Annotated in this window: 14 protein-coding genes; 4 read left to right on the top strand and 10 right to left on the bottom strand. The window is 47.7% G+C overall.

What is annotated here, in order from left to right; translation table 11 throughout:
• Positions 1-107 precede the first annotated feature (107 nt).
• Positions 108-2042: a KUP/HAK/KT family potassium transporter gene (locus F0P94_RS00940; protein ID WP_150901827.1), complete on the top strand. Its 1935-nt coding sequence runs from the start codon at positions 108-110 to the stop codon at positions 2040-2042.
• 570 nt (positions 2043-2612) lie between these two features.
• On the opposite strand, the gene F0P94_RS00935 is transcribed toward F0P94_RS00940, so the two are convergent.
• The 3 genes from F0P94_RS00935 to F0P94_RS00925 all read right to left on the bottom strand — a co-directional run bounded on the left by F0P94_RS00935 (position 2613) and on the right by F0P94_RS00925 (position 5544).
• Positions 2613-3110: a DinB family protein gene (locus tag F0P94_RS00935; protein ID WP_150901826.1), complete on the bottom strand. Its 498-nt coding sequence runs from the start codon at positions 3108-3110 to the stop codon at positions 2613-2615.
• Between the two features lie 42 nt (positions 3111-3152).
• Entirely contained in the window at positions 3153-4961 is a 1809-nt protein-coding gene (locus F0P94_RS00930) for a M61 family metallopeptidase (protein WP_225307082.1), read from the bottom strand.
• Positions 4962-5100: 139 nt separating this feature from the next.
• Positions 5101-5544 (bottom strand): hypothetical protein, encoded by a 444-nt coding sequence (locus F0P94_RS00925; protein WP_150901825.1) that lies wholly within the window; start codon positions 5542-5544, stop codon positions 5101-5103.
• Between the two features lie 220 nt (positions 5545-5764).
• Here F0P94_RS00925 and F0P94_RS00920 point away from each other — a divergent pair, with 220 nt between their 5' ends.
• On the top strand, positions 5765-6352 hold the full coding sequence (locus F0P94_RS00920; RefSeq protein WP_150901824.1) for a C40 family peptidase: 588 nt from the start codon (positions 5765-5767) through the stop codon (positions 6350-6352).
• 389 nt (positions 6353-6741) lie between these two features.
• On the opposite strand, the gene F0P94_RS00915 is transcribed toward F0P94_RS00920, so the two are convergent.
• Complete coding sequence (locus F0P94_RS00915; protein WP_150901823.1) at positions 6742-7686, bottom strand: DUF6089 family protein; 945 nt, start codon at positions 7684-7686, stop codon at positions 6742-6744.
• 605 nt (positions 7687-8291) lie between these two features.
• Positions 8292-8678, bottom strand: coding sequence for a hypothetical protein (locus F0P94_RS00910; protein ID WP_150901822.1), 387 nt, complete (start codon positions 8676-8678; stop codon positions 8292-8294).
• A 302-nt stretch (positions 8679-8980) separates the two neighbouring features.
• On the opposite strand from F0P94_RS00910, the gene F0P94_RS00905 reads away from it, so the two are divergent.
• Complete coding sequence (locus F0P94_RS00905; protein ID WP_150901821.1) at positions 8981-9412, top strand: DUF2147 domain-containing protein; 432 nt, start codon at positions 8981-8983, stop codon at positions 9410-9412.
• Between the two features lie 99 nt (positions 9413-9511).
• Here F0P94_RS00905 and F0P94_RS00900 read toward each other — a convergent pair whose 3' ends face one another.
• The 5 genes from F0P94_RS00900 to F0P94_RS00880 form a co-directional block, all read right to left on the bottom strand.
• Positions 9512-9952, bottom strand: coding sequence for a hypothetical protein (locus tag F0P94_RS00900; protein ID WP_225307080.1), 441 nt, complete (start codon positions 9950-9952; stop codon positions 9512-9514).
• Between the two features lie 275 nt (positions 9953-10227).
• Positions 10228-12204 (bottom strand): M1 family aminopeptidase, encoded by a 1977-nt coding sequence (locus tag F0P94_RS00895; RefSeq protein WP_150901819.1) that lies wholly within the window; start codon positions 12202-12204, stop codon positions 10228-10230.
• Between the two features lie 106 nt (positions 12205-12310).
• A complete protein-coding gene (locus tag F0P94_RS00890; RefSeq protein ID WP_150901818.1) occupies positions 12311-12943 on the bottom strand; it encodes a cytochrome c oxidase subunit 3 in 633 nt (210 codons plus the stop codon).
• A gap of 261 nt (positions 12944-13204) precedes the next feature.
• Complete coding sequence (locus tag F0P94_RS00885) at positions 13205-13564, bottom strand: hypothetical protein (protein ID WP_150901817.1); 360 nt, start codon at positions 13562-13564, stop codon at positions 13205-13207.
• Positions 13565-13570: 6 nt separating this feature from the next.
• Positions 13571-13774 carry a hypothetical protein gene (locus F0P94_RS00880; protein ID WP_150901816.1) on the bottom strand — a complete coding sequence of 68 codons (204 nt, stop codon included), beginning with the start codon at positions 13772-13774 and terminating at the stop codon, positions 13571-13573.
• A gap of 172 nt (positions 13775-13946) precedes the next feature.
• Between F0P94_RS00880 and F0P94_RS00875 the strand changes: the two genes are divergently transcribed.
• A complete protein-coding gene (locus tag F0P94_RS00875) occupies positions 13947-14459 on the top strand; it encodes a DUF4920 domain-containing protein (RefSeq protein ID WP_150901815.1) in 513 nt (170 codons plus the stop codon).
• The last annotated feature ends 270 nt before the right edge of the window (positions 14460-14729 follow it).

Below are 14729 nucleotides of genomic sequence, written 5' to 3'. Positions count from 1 at the left end.
GTAGTTTCCGTTCGCGGAAAGCTGACATGTTAGAGGCAGGGTACTTTGTATCCTTTTTGCCGGACCCGGAACTCCTTAACCCTTAAATTTGAAGAATTTCTACTAAAATGGGAAACCACAATAGCCACAACCGTCTTTCGACGGCTGGCCTGCTGATCTCGCTGGGCATTATTTACGGCGACATCGGTACTTCACCGCTTTACGTGATGAAAGCGATCATGGGCGATACGCCCATAAACGAAACCTTGGTTTACGGCGGCATTTCCTGCGTATTCTGGACCCTTACGCTGCTCACCACCATTAAATACGTGATTCTGACCCTGCAGGCCGATAACAAGGGCGAAGGCGGCATATTAACGCTTTATACCCTGGTGCGCCGCAAAGCAAAATGGCTTACTGTGCCCGCCATGATCGGCGGCGCGGCCCTGTTAGCCGACGGCATGATCACCCCGCCAATTTCGGTTTCTTCGGCCGTAGAAGGCTTGCGCATCATTAAACCCGACATTCCGACCGTTCCCATCGTGATCGGCATTTTGTTTTTTCTGTTCATGCTGCAGCGCTTCGGTACCCAGATCGTGGGCAAGGCTTTCGGGCCGGTAATGTTCATCTGGTTTTTTATGCTGGGCGCGCTGGGCGTGATCAATATTCTGCACCATCCGGAAATCCTGAAAGCCCTGAACCCTTATTACGGTTACCAGATGCTGGTGAATTATCCGGGTGGTTTCTGGTTACTGGGCGGGGTTTTCCTTTGTACTACCGGGGCGGAGGCGCTCTATACCGATCTGGGTCACTGCGGTAAAAGTAATATCCGCATCAGCTGGATCTACGTGAAAACCTGCCTGGTGCTGAACTATTTCGGGCAGGGCGCCTGGTTAACCTTGCATGTAGGCGAGAAACTGGATGAAAACCCGTTTTATGGCATCATGCCCGCCTGGTTTTTACCGGCTGGTATTGCCATTGCTACGATTGCCGCCGTTATTGCCAGCCAGGCTTTAATTACGGGCTCGTATACCCTTATTTCAGAAGCGATCCGCCTTAATTTCTGGCCGAAGGTTAAGCTGAATTACCCCACCAATGTGAAAGGGCAGCTTTTTGTACCCAGCGTAAACACGCTGTTGCTGCTTGGCTGTATTGGCGTGGTGCTTTACTTTAAAGAATCGGCTAATATGGAAGCGGCTTACGGGCTTGCCATTACGCTTACCATGCTCATGACCACCGTTATGTTTACTTATTACCTGGTAAAAATCAAGGTTTCCCGGGTACTGATCGGTTTATTTGTGGTGGTTTACCTGGGCATTGAGCTTTCGTTTCTGGCCGCTAACCTGATCAAATTTTCGCATGGGGGTTGGGTGCCGCTGGCGCTTGGGTTTTCCATTATTACCATTATGTACATCTGGCTGAAGGCATTTAACATCAAACGGCGCCTTACCGAATATGTACGCCTGAGCAATTACCTTGAAAGCCTGAAAGAGCTTAGCGTAGATGAAACGGTACCGAAATATTCTACCCACCTGGTATTTTTAACGAGCTCAGCCAAAGCCAAGGAAATTGAATCGAAGATCATTTATTCCATCTTCCAGAAACGTCCCAAACGCGCCGATATTTACTGGTTTGTGCACGTAGATACCTTGGATGAACCCTTTACCATGGAATACAAAGTACACCACATTGCCGATAACGACGTTATCCGGATCAATTTCCGCTTGGGTTTCCGGGTAGAGCAGCGCATCAATTTATTTTTCCGGAAAGTGGTGGAAGACATGGTAAAAAACGGCGAAGTGGACATTACTTCCCGCTACGAATCCTTAGGCCGCCAAAACCTGACCGGCGATTTCCGTTTCGTAGTGCTGGAGAAATTCCTGTCTTACGAAAACGATCTGCCTTTCAAGGAAAAGGTCATCATGCAAACCTATTTCTGGATCAAGCAATTCACCAGTTCCGAAAGCAAATGGTTCGGCCTGGATACCAGCTCGGTAAAAGTAGAAAAAGTACCGCTCGTAATTAATCCGGTTCAGAAAGTAGAGCTCAAAAGGGTGATCTAGTGATTAGTGATTAGTGATTAGTGATTAGTGATTAGTGATTAGTGATTAGTGATTAGTGGGTATGGTTTTTTGGGAAAAGGGTTACAGCTTCAACTAGGAATTCCACCCAAAAGACGCTATTATTTTCATGTAAAAAGTAAAGGGCTTGCTTCTATTCCGAAGCAAGCCCTTTACCTTTTATTTCTGATATTCCTTTTCTGGAAGCATTGTTTAAAGAAACGCTTCACTAAAGCAAAAAGAATAAATCATTATTTACGAACTGACATTACGCAAGCAGGAGAAAAGTCCCCCTTTGGAGGCAGGGCCGTTTCATTCTAGCGTATTCTCCTCGTTTGCTCTTTCGGATCTATCGATCCGGAAGCATCCTGTTGCGGGTTTATTAACCCGCGTTGACCATTTTCAGGCCACATTACGGGGATCAATAGATCCCCAGCAGGAAGTTTTCGGATAAAAATATCCGAAAAAGCTGTTTTAGTTTAGAATGAAACGGCCCTGCCTCAAAAGGGCGACCTCAAAAAACCTGCTTAACGTCAGTTACTAATCATTAATCACTAATCATTAATCACTAAACTAAGCCATTGCCGGAATACCCATGGCGGCCCATTCTTCTTTAGCGGGACCGTAAACACCTATTACAACTAAGCCGGCCTGACGCATCAGAATGGTCATCTGGCCGCGGTGGTGGGCTTGGTGACGGATCAGGATGGAGAGTACCAGGCCTTTGGTCCATTCTTCGCCGTACATCTGCACTTTGTCTGTAAGGTTCGCATCGGTCCAGTTAGCAATAACGGCTTCTTTAACTGCTTCTGCATCCTTTGCAAAGGTCTCCGCAAGTTTGGAAGCGGTCAGGTTTTCCGGCATGTCCGAAAGCACTTCCATTGGCAATCCGGCCTGGTGCGTCATTTCGGTCAGGGTTTGCGTTATGTGCCAGGCAAGGCGGCCTAAGGTGCGGTGTTCGTTGTGAAAATTCTGAACCAGACTTTCATCGGAAAGCGCGTTAAAAATCTTCAGCGTCATTTCGGTTTCGTACGCCCAGTCGGTTACAAAGTCTTCAATTTTACGGTACATCGTTTATAGTTTTTCAGGTTAAAAGTTAGCGTTTTTAAGAGGTTAGCTCAGGCGCAGCCACTTGCGGTAAATGGTTTGCTGGGCGGGAGTTTGTTCCGGCAGTTTTTCGATCCGGTAACGGGCGTTCGGGTTCTTTTCCAGGGTGAGGTCAAGGGAAAGCAGGCGGCCGTCGCGGTTCACGATCAGGTTTAGCTGATCGCCCGGTTGGCGGCCGGCAATGGATTTGTTCAGATCGTCAGTGATGCGGTAGCCATTCAGGGCAATAATTTCGTCGTTCACGTTCAGGCCGCCTTTCCAGGCGCTGCCGTCGCGCACTACACTGGTAACTACAATTTTGCCGTCGCGGTTAGAAGTGTTCGCGCCTAAAGCGGCATCCTGGTTGTTGGCATTCAGGTTAGTTAGTCTCAGGCCGGCGTAATTCAGGTATTTGTTGTAGTCAGGCGTAACCGTTCCGTTCACATAATCGCGGAAGAAAGTATCGAACTTTATGCCGGCCACTTTTTCCAGTTCTTCCTTGAATTCTTTTTCGGTAAAACCACGGTTCAGTTTTTTATAATACTTCTGGTACATGTTCCGGAATACCTGGTCCAGGTCTTTTTCGCCTTTCGTCTGGTTCATGATTTCCAGGTCCAGCAACATACCAATCAACGCGCCTTTGGAGTAGTAGGAAATTTCGGCGTTGCGGGAGTTTTCATTCGGGCGGTACGATTTGATCCAGGCATCGAAGCTCGATTCGGACAGGGTCTGCACTTTTACGCCAGGGGTGTTTTCTACGTTCGTAATGCTGCTGCCCATCACATCCAGGTAGCGTTCCGGGGAATAAAAACCGGCCCGGCGTACGAGCAGGTCGTCGTAATAGCTCGTTAACCCTTCGGAAACCCAAAGCAAGGTGGTGTAATTTTCGGCGTCGTAGTTAAACGGTCCAAGCGGTTCCGGACGGAGGCGCTTTACATTCCAGAGGTGAAAATACTCGTGGGCCACCAGGGCCAGAAACCCGTTATAGCTGTTTTCCGGCTGGTAGCCCCAGCGGGCAACCTGCAGGGTGGTGGAATTTAAATGTTCCAGGCCGCCACCGCCGCTCAGCACGTTGTGAATAATGAACACGTACTTGCCCTTAACCGGATGTTCACCGAACACCCTCGTACACTCCTCCACGATCTTCTTCATGTCGGCTACAATTTTGGCATCGTCGTAATTGCTTTCGCCGAACATGGCAACTTCGTGGGGAACGCCGGCCGCTTCAAACGTCAGGATCTTATGCGTACCGATCTCGATCGGAGAATCGGCCAGAATATCGTAATTGTCGGCGCGTAGTTTCCATTTGTTGCCGCCAACCGTTGGCAGACTGGTTGAGATCTGGTTCCAGTTGCCGTAGGGCTCGATGGTAAGTTCTGAAGGCAATTGCTTATACTTAGCCGGATACATAAAAACGCTGGTACCGTTCAGGTAGGCGTGCATTTCATCTACAAAGCTAGTTCTTACGGTCAGTTCAAAGGCATATACTTTATATTTTACCAGTACATCGCGGTTTTTATCGGCATATACCCGCCAGGTATTTTTGTTTATCTTTTCGGCTTTCAGGTTTTTGTTTCCGGCCGTTGCCGTAAAGCCTTCCACATTCTTCGGGAATTCCCGCACCAGATAAGAACCCGGCGCCCAGACCGGCATTTTTACATCGATGAATTTATCTTTGAAATCCTGCAGGCGCATTTCCACTTCGAAGTAATGCGTTTGCGGTTCGGGCATGGCCAGGCGGTAGCTCAGTTTGGGAGCCGCCAGAGCAGCGAAATTCAGGAACAGGAAAAATAACAGAAAAGGGTAAGCGGAAGGCTTTTTGAAAGTGTTGGCCATAAGGTTGCGGTATTGCGTTTAAACCTGCATAATACAGCAATTCGGCCTGAAATCAAAATTCAGCCTGGTTCTGAAAACGGTTTTTTCCGGCTTTTGCCTACTGTTCCTCAGTCTGAAAGCGGGTTTATAAAGGGCTTGTTTACAGCGTAATTGATGCCTCGGTAAATGCTTCTGTACCGTTCTGATTGCCTAACCAGCGGGTAGCTTTGGGGTTGGAGCAAAAGGTATTGAGCTTAATGAAAGAATTATAGGTTTGCATGCCGCTTTGCCCTACTTCCTGAAATAGCTGCCGGTAAAATAGTTTGGGCACCACCATGCCAATGAAGTTTTCCGGGCCCAGGGCGATCATCAGACTCGGGAAAAAACAGGTATCAAGCCATTTGCGGTCGCTTTCAGAGAGTTCGTAGTGCCGGGAAAAATCGAAAAGCCAGTGCTTTACCTGCTTGCGCTTGGCAAAAACCAAGGCCCGCCGGTAGCAGCTTTTCAGGTCGCGGGAATTTACCCTGCCGGTACAGGTTAACTGCAGCAGCTTTTTGGCCGATACATAATGCACCGATAAGATTTTTGAATGATATATTTCCATGGTAGTAGGTTCCTGGTTTGGCTTTTAATATTTAATAAATATAAATCGGCCTTATTCAGGTACCAAACCATTCACCCGATACTTCCCTGCCACTTCGCCAATGCATTTCCTGTTCGGGCGAACGCCGGAAATCAGCCTTTAAGCGGCAAAAAGTTAACATAAAACGGTCTGAACTTTATTAGAACCCGGACTTGTTAGCCCCGAAACCAACGCGAAAAGCATGAAGCATATCAGAGGAGGTTACCTGGGAGCCGTTTTGCTCCTGTTCATTTTAGTTTTATTCAAAACCTATTCCGGCAAAGCCCCGCAAGCCGCAACCGCCAAGCCAAAACCCGTTCGTTTACAGGCAGTTAAACCGGACACCGTAAGTACCGTAGCGGAAAGTCAGGAAAAACTGGCCGAAGCCAAGCCCAAAAAACACCACCTGGTAGAAGATCTGATCGCTTTCGGAATGAAAAAAATAGGCACGCCTTACCGGTTCGGCGGTTCTTCTGAAAAAGGTTTCGATTGCTCCGGTTTCGTAAATTACGCTTTCTCAAAAGTTGGCATTAACGTACCGCGTTCTTCGGAATTGCTTTCCAAAGCCGGCAAACCGGTACTACGCACCCAGGTTCGCCGGGGAGACATCCTGATCTTCACCGGAACCAATTCAAAGAAAAGAACTCCCGGCCATGTTGGTATCGTGATCAGCAAAAACGAGGGTACTATTTCCTTTGTACATGCTTCCTCCAATGGCGGCGTAAAGATCAGCGAAGTGGAAGGCACCAATTACGAACGCCGGTTCCTGGAAGTGCGCCGGGTGCTGTAAACCATCAGCTAAAGCAGACGGCAATGAAATTGTCTGAACTGTGATTTTAAGGATTAAAAGGATTGGCAGGATAATTAAATAATCTCATAAATCAAACACTCCTCGTAGCGTAGGGTTTAAACCCTACGCTACGAGGAGTGTTTGATTTCTTGCTCTTCCGGACATCTATGTCCGGAAGTAACCTGCCGGGGACATCCTTGTCCCCGTAACCACACACGCGGACAAGGATGTCCGCACTAGGTTTAGTTTCGGACAAAGATGTTCGAAACAGCATTTTAATTTATATCTCTTGAATTGACGGCAATGTTTAAAAGCCTGCGCTACGAGGTGAGTACCGGACTTTTTAAGCCCTTTACCATAGCATTTTCTTATTTTATTAAAGGTAAATCTTACCGGAATTTGGAAGTGGTTTTGGTTGGATTGAGGTAGTACGTTAAGGTGAAACCGGAAAGCACATACCAGTCGTTGTAGGTATCGTTGCCGCGCGGCGTACCGGCTGCCCCTACCCCGCCGACTGCCGGGTATTGCTCGCCGTTGCGGGCAGTAAGCATAATCTCGCGCTCTTTCAGTTCCGGCACTTCAATGGAACGGTCAGCCAGTACCCAGGCAGCTTTGCCTCCATTTTGGTTTAGGTCGCTTTTGTCTACGTAATTCGTGCTAACGTCGTCCAGGTAATCGGTAAAGGTGGTGCGCCAGCCTACTTCAAAGCCCAGGTCGAACTGGTTATTAAGCCGGTAGCGTACGCCCAGACCAAACGGAACGCTTACCTGCATTTTGTGGTACTTCACACCTTCGGTTTGCAAAGGTTGCAGCGCGTACCAGCCCTTTTCCATCAGGTCGCCTTCGTAATAGGCTTTCGGGTTATGATGAAAAACGGCGGCCCCTAAAAATGCATACGGATTTAGCTGGGCCCGCTTAAAAAACGTACTGTAATTCGGAAACAGGTCGAATTCCCCTACCACGGCCAGCTCCTTCACATCGTTGCGAAAGCTGAGGTTGCGTTGCAGGCGGCCGTTGGTATAAAATTCTGAGCCATTGGCCGAACTGCCGTCGTCGCCCCGGAGGCGGCTCCACGAAAAGCTCACGCGGCCACTCAGGCGCGGAAAGAATTTGCGCGAAGCTGAAATGCCGAAGTTGGTACGGGTTTGCTGCAGGTCGGCGCCCGCAACGGCCGTGGCCGGGCTCAGGTCGCCGAAGTAATTGGCGGCCATGGTAGAAACACCCACCGAAAAATAACGCTGCCGCTTGGTAAATTCCTGGGCGTTGCCGGTAAAAGGAAGCAGGAAACCGGCCAGGGAAACTGATAGAACGGAGAGGAGTAGTTTTTTCTTCATATGCTTTTCGGGCTGAAATTGCTAATAAACTTTAGAAAAAGGATCGTCGGTAAACCAGTTAAACCAAATGTAAGCACCCGTTTAACACCAGACAAGAGCCCGGAAAAGCGAATATTTATTAAATCATATATATTATTGAAGTGTTCCCAAAATCTTCAAAAGTTCTTCCTGGAGTTATAATTTTTACGTTTTAAGTTTTATCCTTTTTTATCCGCCAGTAAAGCTTTTAAAAAGAAAAAGCCCGGAAAATTCACGAAGAATTTTCCGGGCCGGAATCCTTTAAAATCTTATCAGGCCGTAGACTAAAGAAAGTCAGGGTACGGGCTAGAAGTAATCTTAAAGCAACGTTGCAGTGTAACCGCAAACTTATAGTGGTGGTTACACCAGCTCACCTATATTAAAGTGAACACCATTACTCAGGCCTGATAAGATTCGTTGGGGATTAGACATTTTTACCTCCTTTCTTTAAGTCCGACATAACCTGTCCGCGTATTGTTGCTATTCAAAGCATTTTTCCGGACCGGCCGCAGCACTCGCTACTTTTTCATAAAGGTAAAACGAAACAACTTAGTTCAAAAGTATGGGCAACATTTTTATTTATTTTTTCAGGAATTCAGTACCGTTTCCTGCTTTGGTTTCTGAAATTTCCACCACCAGAGCCAGGCCAGAATAAAAAGCATTTCCACTGCGGCATCGGCCAGGTAAACCGGGGCAATTACGTCTGTCATCGTATAGTAAATGTCTATCAGGGTCAGGAAAGCGGCAAAGCCCAGCACAATCAGAATTACGTCGGGCTGCACGTATTTCCGGAAAGAAGCCCCGATCATACCCAGGCTGCAGGCCACAATGGTAAGCCCTACGGTTTTTACGAGCCAGATATCATTTTTCGGACCGGTAACTGCCATAAAGCTGTGAATGTGCACCACCGGCCAGATCCCGGTCAGAAAATAAAAAATGCCATGCAGGCGGAGTAAAAAACGGTATACTTTCATGCTAAAAAGGGAAGCTCCGGTAAAGAAGTTAAAAACGGGGTAAGCGCATGTTTAAAATTCATCCTTTGCGCTGCAAATTTCCATTACCGGAACCTGCGTTCGTCTTTTTCTCGCACCGTAGCCCTGCTATGCTGCTCTAAAAAGCCTTCCTCAGAACTCGGTACTGAAAACTTTCGCTTGCAAAAATGAAATTTAAACATGCTCTAATTTAACTTTTCAAAAGCCTACGCTTTTTTGGTGAAAAAGGCACAGAAAATGCTTATATTTCGTTATCATTATCGCTTTATCAAAATTATCAGCTTATGAAGAAGTACCTTTTCGCCCTTGTGCTTTTCTTAGCCTTTCAGGGCCTGGCAATGGCGCAGCAATACTCCCCGCTCGGAGTCTGGACGAACGAGCCGAAAGATGCCCGCTTTGAAATATTTCAGTGCGGAGACAAGCTCTGCGGCAAAATAGTGTGGCTCAAAGAACCACACCGCGACGGAAAACCGAAAACCGACATCAACAATCCCGACAAAAAACTGCAGAGCCGCCCGATCCATGGTTTGGTCTTCATCCAGAATTTTGAATATGACTCCGGCAATAAATGGGACGATGGTACGATCTACGATCCGCTGAGCGGCAAGACCTATTCCTGCTACATGAAAATGCTGAGTAAAGATCAGATGGAAGTAAAAGGCTACATCGGCGTTTCCCTGATCGGCCGGTCCCAGAAATGGACCCGGGTAAAATAAAACGCATAAAATAAATCGCTGGAAATAAAACAGGATGTTTTAAAACGAAAAAAGGTTAGCTGTAGAAGCTAACCTTTTTTTTATTGGGCTGTAACCAGCTTAGTAAATATTCTTGATCTTGTATTGCTTATCGCGAAGGCCAAAGGTATCGCCGATGCTTTTACCGGCCATGGCTTTGAACAACGGCGACATCGCCGAAATGGCAAAATAAGTTTTATCGTTCACCTTAATGGCGCCGAGGCTGATGGAAATAAAGAAATCCTGAACATCGGTTTCCACCACGCTGCCCAGCATAATTTCCGAATTCTCTTTCATGGAATTTATCCGTTTCAGGATCTGCAGCGTGCTCATCGCTTCGTCGAGCTGCCGGGCGTACATATCGCGCTGGATCTGGCAGGCCTCCCGGAAAGACTCGAACTTATCTTCGATGGCGCCGTGGTGTTCGTTGGCACTTTCCTGGGCCTCTTCCATGGCGGTTTTGGCAGCCTGTATCTGCTCGTTCTGGATCCGGAGGCATTCCTGTAGTAGTTGTCGCTTCAATTCCGTTTTTTTTACAGCCATACACACTAATTAATTCACTTTCAGGCATTTAAAATCAACATAAATCCCGGAAAGCCTGGGTTGAAAGGAGTTATGCGGAGGGTAAAATTAGTAAAAATATCATCCGGGGCAAACCGGTTAAAATCTTATGCTTTTCTCCTCGCTGCCACCCTGAAAATCAGGCGGTTGCAGCAAACCCCATAAAAACCAGTGGCGGGTTCAACCACCTTGAATAGTTAAACCTGCCACCGGAGGAATTGTTTAAAAACGCCTGCTTAGAGTTTCTGGAAGGGCGCCGATACAGTTTTCTCTTTGTTGCTGAATTGCAGCAGATACATGCCTTGCGGAAGACCTTTCACATCGATCCTATGCTGAGGGGAAAGCGGTTTTTCCGAACGGAGCTGTTTTCCGGCCATATCAAAGATCCGGATTGATTCCGCTTTGAACGTTAAGTCAGATACCTGCAGCCAGTCGGTGGTAGGGTTCGGGAAAAGGTTCAGTTTCTGGCCTGCAGCCAATGGAGCGCTGATGCCGGAAACCAAGCTCGTATTTTTAGCGATCGTACCGGTACGGTTCAGGATCCAGTTATTCGGATCTACCTGCATGCCGCTTATCGTGCCCCGTATGGGAATCTGGTAAAACTGCTTCGGCTGCTGCTGGCGCACCCGGATAATGGTATCGCCTACCGAAGTGGTAACTTTATACTCTACATCTGTTTCGAAAAAGCTGGTTGCTGTAGAGCGGGAAACCGTTTCGGTGGTCTGAAACACCAGATTATTACCTACCTGGTTCCAGATCAGACTGAAAGTAGGATACCCTTCGCCGTAAACCCACTGGTTAAAGAAAGGCGTCAGGTTTTTGCCGGAAACCGATTCGGCAATGGCTTTGAATTGAGGCGTTTTTGCCGTGCTGTCTTTTAAGGCCTGCTGGTACGTCTTTAACGTAGCAAAGAACAAGGCATCGTTATTCATTTCGAACCGAAGCATGTGCACCACCGCAGCGCCTTTGTCGTAGGTTAGGCGAGAGTCGAAGATCCGGTTTACGTTCATGGAATCAGCAGCTGGTACGTACAAACTTCCGCCCGGAGCCGCCATTACCGAATTATGCGTACTGTTCATCCAGGCTACCTGCTGACCAGGCCGTAGGTTCTGCAGCGCCAGGTATTCCGCGTAACTGGCAAACCCTTCGTTCAGCCAGATATCGCGCCAGGAGGCACAGGTCACGTTGTCCCCGAACCACTGGTGCGCCAGTTCGTGAGCCGTTAAAGTAAATTCAAAAAAGCCCTGGGTGGTCATGGTCTGGTGTTCCATACCGCCGGAAAGCGGTGCCATGCAATGCCCGTATTTTTCTTTGTAGAACGGATACAGGCCGAAAAGCTCCGAAAACTTCACCAGTAGCGGCGCGGTATTATCGATTTCCGCCTGAAAGGCCGGCAAAGTACCCGGGTTATTATAAATGTAGTTCTGGATCGGAATCGGATTTGGGGCTCCTGGCGGGTTCGCATAAATGGTATAATCCACGTATTCGGCTACCGCCACCGAAATCAAATAATAGGCAATCGGGTACCTCGATTTCCATTCGTAGCGTTTCTTTCCGTTTGGCAACGTAGTAGTGTTTTTCAGGAGGCCGTTGGAACCAACTTTATTAACGGCGCTGGTGGTTACCCAGACTTCCGAAGAATCGGCTTTATCGGTGAGGATCTGTTTTACCGGGAACCACTCGTAAGCGGCAAACGGTTCGCTCAGACTCCAGGTAACCTGGTTTCCCCAGGAAGGCGACGTGCCGTTGGACATGCCGTTGCCAATTGCTGCTGAGGCGCCGGACGGCGGCGTGCCCTTGTAAAATACCCATGCATTTACCGCGTTGCCGGCAGCAATCGGGGTCGTAAGCCGCACGTAGGTCATGCCGGCCTGGCGGGTGAAAGTGCGCTTCTGGCCGTTTATGTACACCGAATCGATGTTCAGGTCCTGGTGGAGTTCAAAAGCGAACGTATCGAGGGCGGCCACCCGGCTTTTTGCCTGGATCAGGTTATTGCCGGCAATGTAAGTAGACGTTTTCTCCAGGGCTACATCGAGCTTATAGAAGTTGACGTCGTATTTGTTCAGGAGCCGTTGCTGGCTTACGGTTGTCTGGGCAACCCGAGCCGTTGGGCGAAGCCGGCTTTCGGCACATTTAGCGCCCGACTGGGCCATTGCCTGCTGTGCTACCAGGCAGGCAAGCATTGCCAGGCCTGCTTTAATTTTTTTCTTCATGTAAAAACGCGAATATAAGTGCACCGGGAACCCTGATGCCTAACCACAAACATACGGATTTTGCAGTTTGTTTTTTCAGCAGTATTGCCAGGAATTTAGCGAATGGTTAAAATAAAAAAAGGAAGATAAAGTACAGCGCCAGCCACAAACCATCCAGAAAATGCCAGTAGGTGCTCAGCATGCTTAACTGCAAAAGCCGGTAGGGATCCCGGATATAAACCAGCGTCCGGACCGGATCGGCAGCGGCATACATGGTTCTTAAATAAACGTACACCAGATACATAATGCCGGCGCCCAGGTGCAGAATATGAAGAGCAGAAATAAGATAAATGTATGAACCGAAGGGCTGGCCTTTAAAGTAAATACCGCTTTTGGCCAGTTCGTACCAGCCGGCCAGTTGCGAAAGCACAAACATCAGGGCCAGCATTAAAGTAAAGCTCAGGTACTCATTCATTTTCCGGAGCTCATCCTGGCGGTAAAATTTAGAAACGCGCGAAATGGTATAACTGCTCAACAGTATAAGAATAGAACTTACGCTGAAGAACCGGGGGAATGGGGTAACCGAATTCTGGTGAAGAAAGAGTTCTGAACGCACGAAACCAAATACCAGCATCAGGAACAATATTGCAATCCCGATCTGGGCCAGGTAAAGCAACATTTTAAGCGGATGAATCTTTTCGATCTTCGAAAATGCCGAAGCGTGCTCTGCCCCGATTTTATTTTTGTTGTCCGACTTCATACACGATCCCCCTCCCCTGATAAAAAAAAACAGCTTTCTAAAAATTTCCCATAATCAGTAACCTTACGACTACCCGACAATTTCCGGTTAATTCAAAAATTGCACTCAAGCGCCGCCATAAGCCGCCATAATAAGATACGGAGGGTGCGCAAAAGGTATTACGCAAATAGCCTTAAAAATATAAATAATTAGGGAAACACCGTAAAAACGGGGTTGAACCGGGCAGCGGCCTGCCCGGAAAGGAAGGTAAAAAATGGTAGCTTATTTACTGAAAAAAGAGCCGATTTTTCCAAAAATAGCCGCCGCCTTAATTTTGGCAGAATTGCCGGCTCCAAATTCAACATAGGACTTATTGCCCACCCGCACATCCACCACCAGTCCCAGCCGGCGGATGAGCGTATTTACATCGTTGAGCTTTTTCAGCGGGCCGCCGGAAGATTTTTTAGTGCCGGAAGGCTTGCTTTCGGAAGCAGCGGATTTGCCGCCGCCGGCCGTTACCCGCTCCAGCGCTTTAAAATCTTTGAAATTAACGATAATATAATTCCCTTCGGCCACCACTACAAAGCTGTCGCCGTTCAGGGAAACGATAAGCTGGGCATCTATTTCCAGAATTCCTCCCACGCCTTCCTATTGATTTTTATTGGCCTTGGTCCGGATGCGGAGCGTGCCGTTCAGTTTCAGTTCGGTTTCCGGGGCATTGGGTTTTCCGGGCAGGCGCACTTCCATGTTCTCAAAATCGAAGCTTACGTCGGCGTTCAGGTTGGAAAGGCTTTCGATTAAAGCAATGGCCATATCGGCCGGGTTGCCGGCATTTTTTGCATTGTTTTCCATAGCGTTTGGCAGGTTGTTAAGGTTCTGATAAACGAATTAAAGGAATTTTGCGCTAAAATGCACCATCCGGCAGGCAGGAATATTCCTCGAACCTTTTACTTTTAAAAAACAAAAGGTTAAAATTTTTGCAAAAAACTTATCTTTGCCCTGAACCCACTACTTCCTTTACCCTATGAAAAAAATTCTTTACTCTACTTTAGCAGTAGGCTTTTTAGCATTTGCTGCTTGCAACAAAACGGAAACCCAAACCGAAAATACTACCATAGAAAAAACTAAAACTACCGCCGAAGCCGGAAACAGCTACGGCGAAAAAATCTCCCCGGACGGTGCCATACCTGCAGCCGAACTGAAAAGCAAAATGGCGGCCCAGGATAGCTTAGAGGTAAAAATCACCGGCCAGATCGATGAAGTTTGCCAGAATAAAGGCTGCTGGGTTACCTTCAACATGCCCGACGGCAAACCAATGCGCGTCATGTTCGGCGAAGATGATTTCTTTGTACCGAAAGATGTTTCCGGAAAAACCGCCATTGTGGACGGTACTGCTTTCAGAGAAGTGGTTTCGGTAGATGAGCAGCGCCACTACCTGGAAGATGCCGGCAAACCGAAAGCCGAAATTGAAGCTATTACCACGCCGGATACAACGCTCGTTTTCGTAGCCAAAGGCATTATTATTCAGAACAACTAAATTAATAGATGCTGGTATCTGGATATTGGTATCAGGACTTTAAATTTGTTAGGCTCTATTAATGCGCCGTTTGAATTTTCCAGTTCCTTTCTATGAAAAGAGAAAAGTCCCCCTTTGAAGGGGGTAGGGGGAGGTTTTCACGTTATTTGATTTTCAAAAATGATCGGATAAACCTCCTGTCCTCCCCCTACCCCCTTCAAAGGGGGACGAAAACTGCTAAACGTAGCAACTCTACTTAGTTTTAACCTTTGCTTGACGGGATTTGTAATC

Source organism: Adhaeribacter soli (assembly GCF_008727925.1).
In the GTDB taxonomy this organism is placed as follows: domain Bacteria; phylum Bacteroidota; class Bacteroidia; order Cytophagales; family Hymenobacteraceae; genus Adhaeribacter_A; species Adhaeribacter_A soli.
Note: the sequence above shows the minus strand (reverse complement) of the source record. Positions and strands in the feature narration are given on the sequence as shown.

Excerpts from the sequence above, each read along its gene's own strand:
- F0P94_RS00910 (WP_150901822.1), bottom strand. The coding sequence starts at position 8,678 with ATGAAAGTATACCGTTTTTTACTCCGCCTGCATGGCATTTTTTATTTT.
- F0P94_RS00890 (WP_150901818.1), bottom strand. The coding sequence starts at position 12,943 with ATGAAGTCGGACAACAAAAATAAAATCGGGGCAGAGCACGCTTCGGCA.
- F0P94_RS00915 (WP_150901823.1), bottom strand. The coding sequence starts at position 7,686 with ATGAAGAAAAAACTACTCCTCTCCGTTCTATCAGTTTCCCTGGCCGGT.
- F0P94_RS00920 (WP_150901824.1), top strand. The coding sequence starts at position 5,765 with ATGAAGCATATCAGAGGAGGTTACCTGGGAGCCGTTTTGCTCCTGTTC.
- F0P94_RS00935 (WP_150901826.1), bottom strand. The coding sequence starts at position 3,110 with ATGTACCGTAAAATTGAAGACTTTGTAACCGACTGGGCGTACGAAACC.
- F0P94_RS00940 (WP_150901827.1), top strand. The coding sequence starts at position 108 with ATGGGAAACCACAATAGCCACAACCGTCTTTCGACGGCTGGCCTGCTG.
- F0P94_RS00880 (WP_150901816.1), bottom strand. The coding sequence starts at position 13,774 with ATGGAAAACAATGCAAAAAATGCCGGCAACCCGGCCGATATGGCCATT.
- F0P94_RS00895 (WP_150901819.1), bottom strand. The coding sequence starts at position 12,204 with ATGAAGAAAAAAATTAAAGCAGGCCTGGCAATGCTTGCCTGCCTGGTA.
- F0P94_RS00905 (WP_150901821.1), top strand. The coding sequence starts at position 8,981 with ATGAAGAAGTACCTTTTCGCCCTTGTGCTTTTCTTAGCCTTTCAGGGC.
- F0P94_RS00925 (WP_150901825.1), bottom strand. The coding sequence starts at position 5,544 with ATGGAAATATATCATTCAAAAATCTTATCGGTGCATTATGTATCGGCC.
- F0P94_RS00930 (WP_225307082.1), bottom strand. The coding sequence starts at position 4,961 with ATGGCCAACACTTTCAAAAAGCCTTCCGCTTACCCTTTTCTGTTATTT.
- F0P94_RS00875 (WP_150901815.1), top strand. The coding sequence starts at position 13,947 with ATGAAAAAAATTCTTTACTCTACTTTAGCAGTAGGCTTTTTAGCATTT.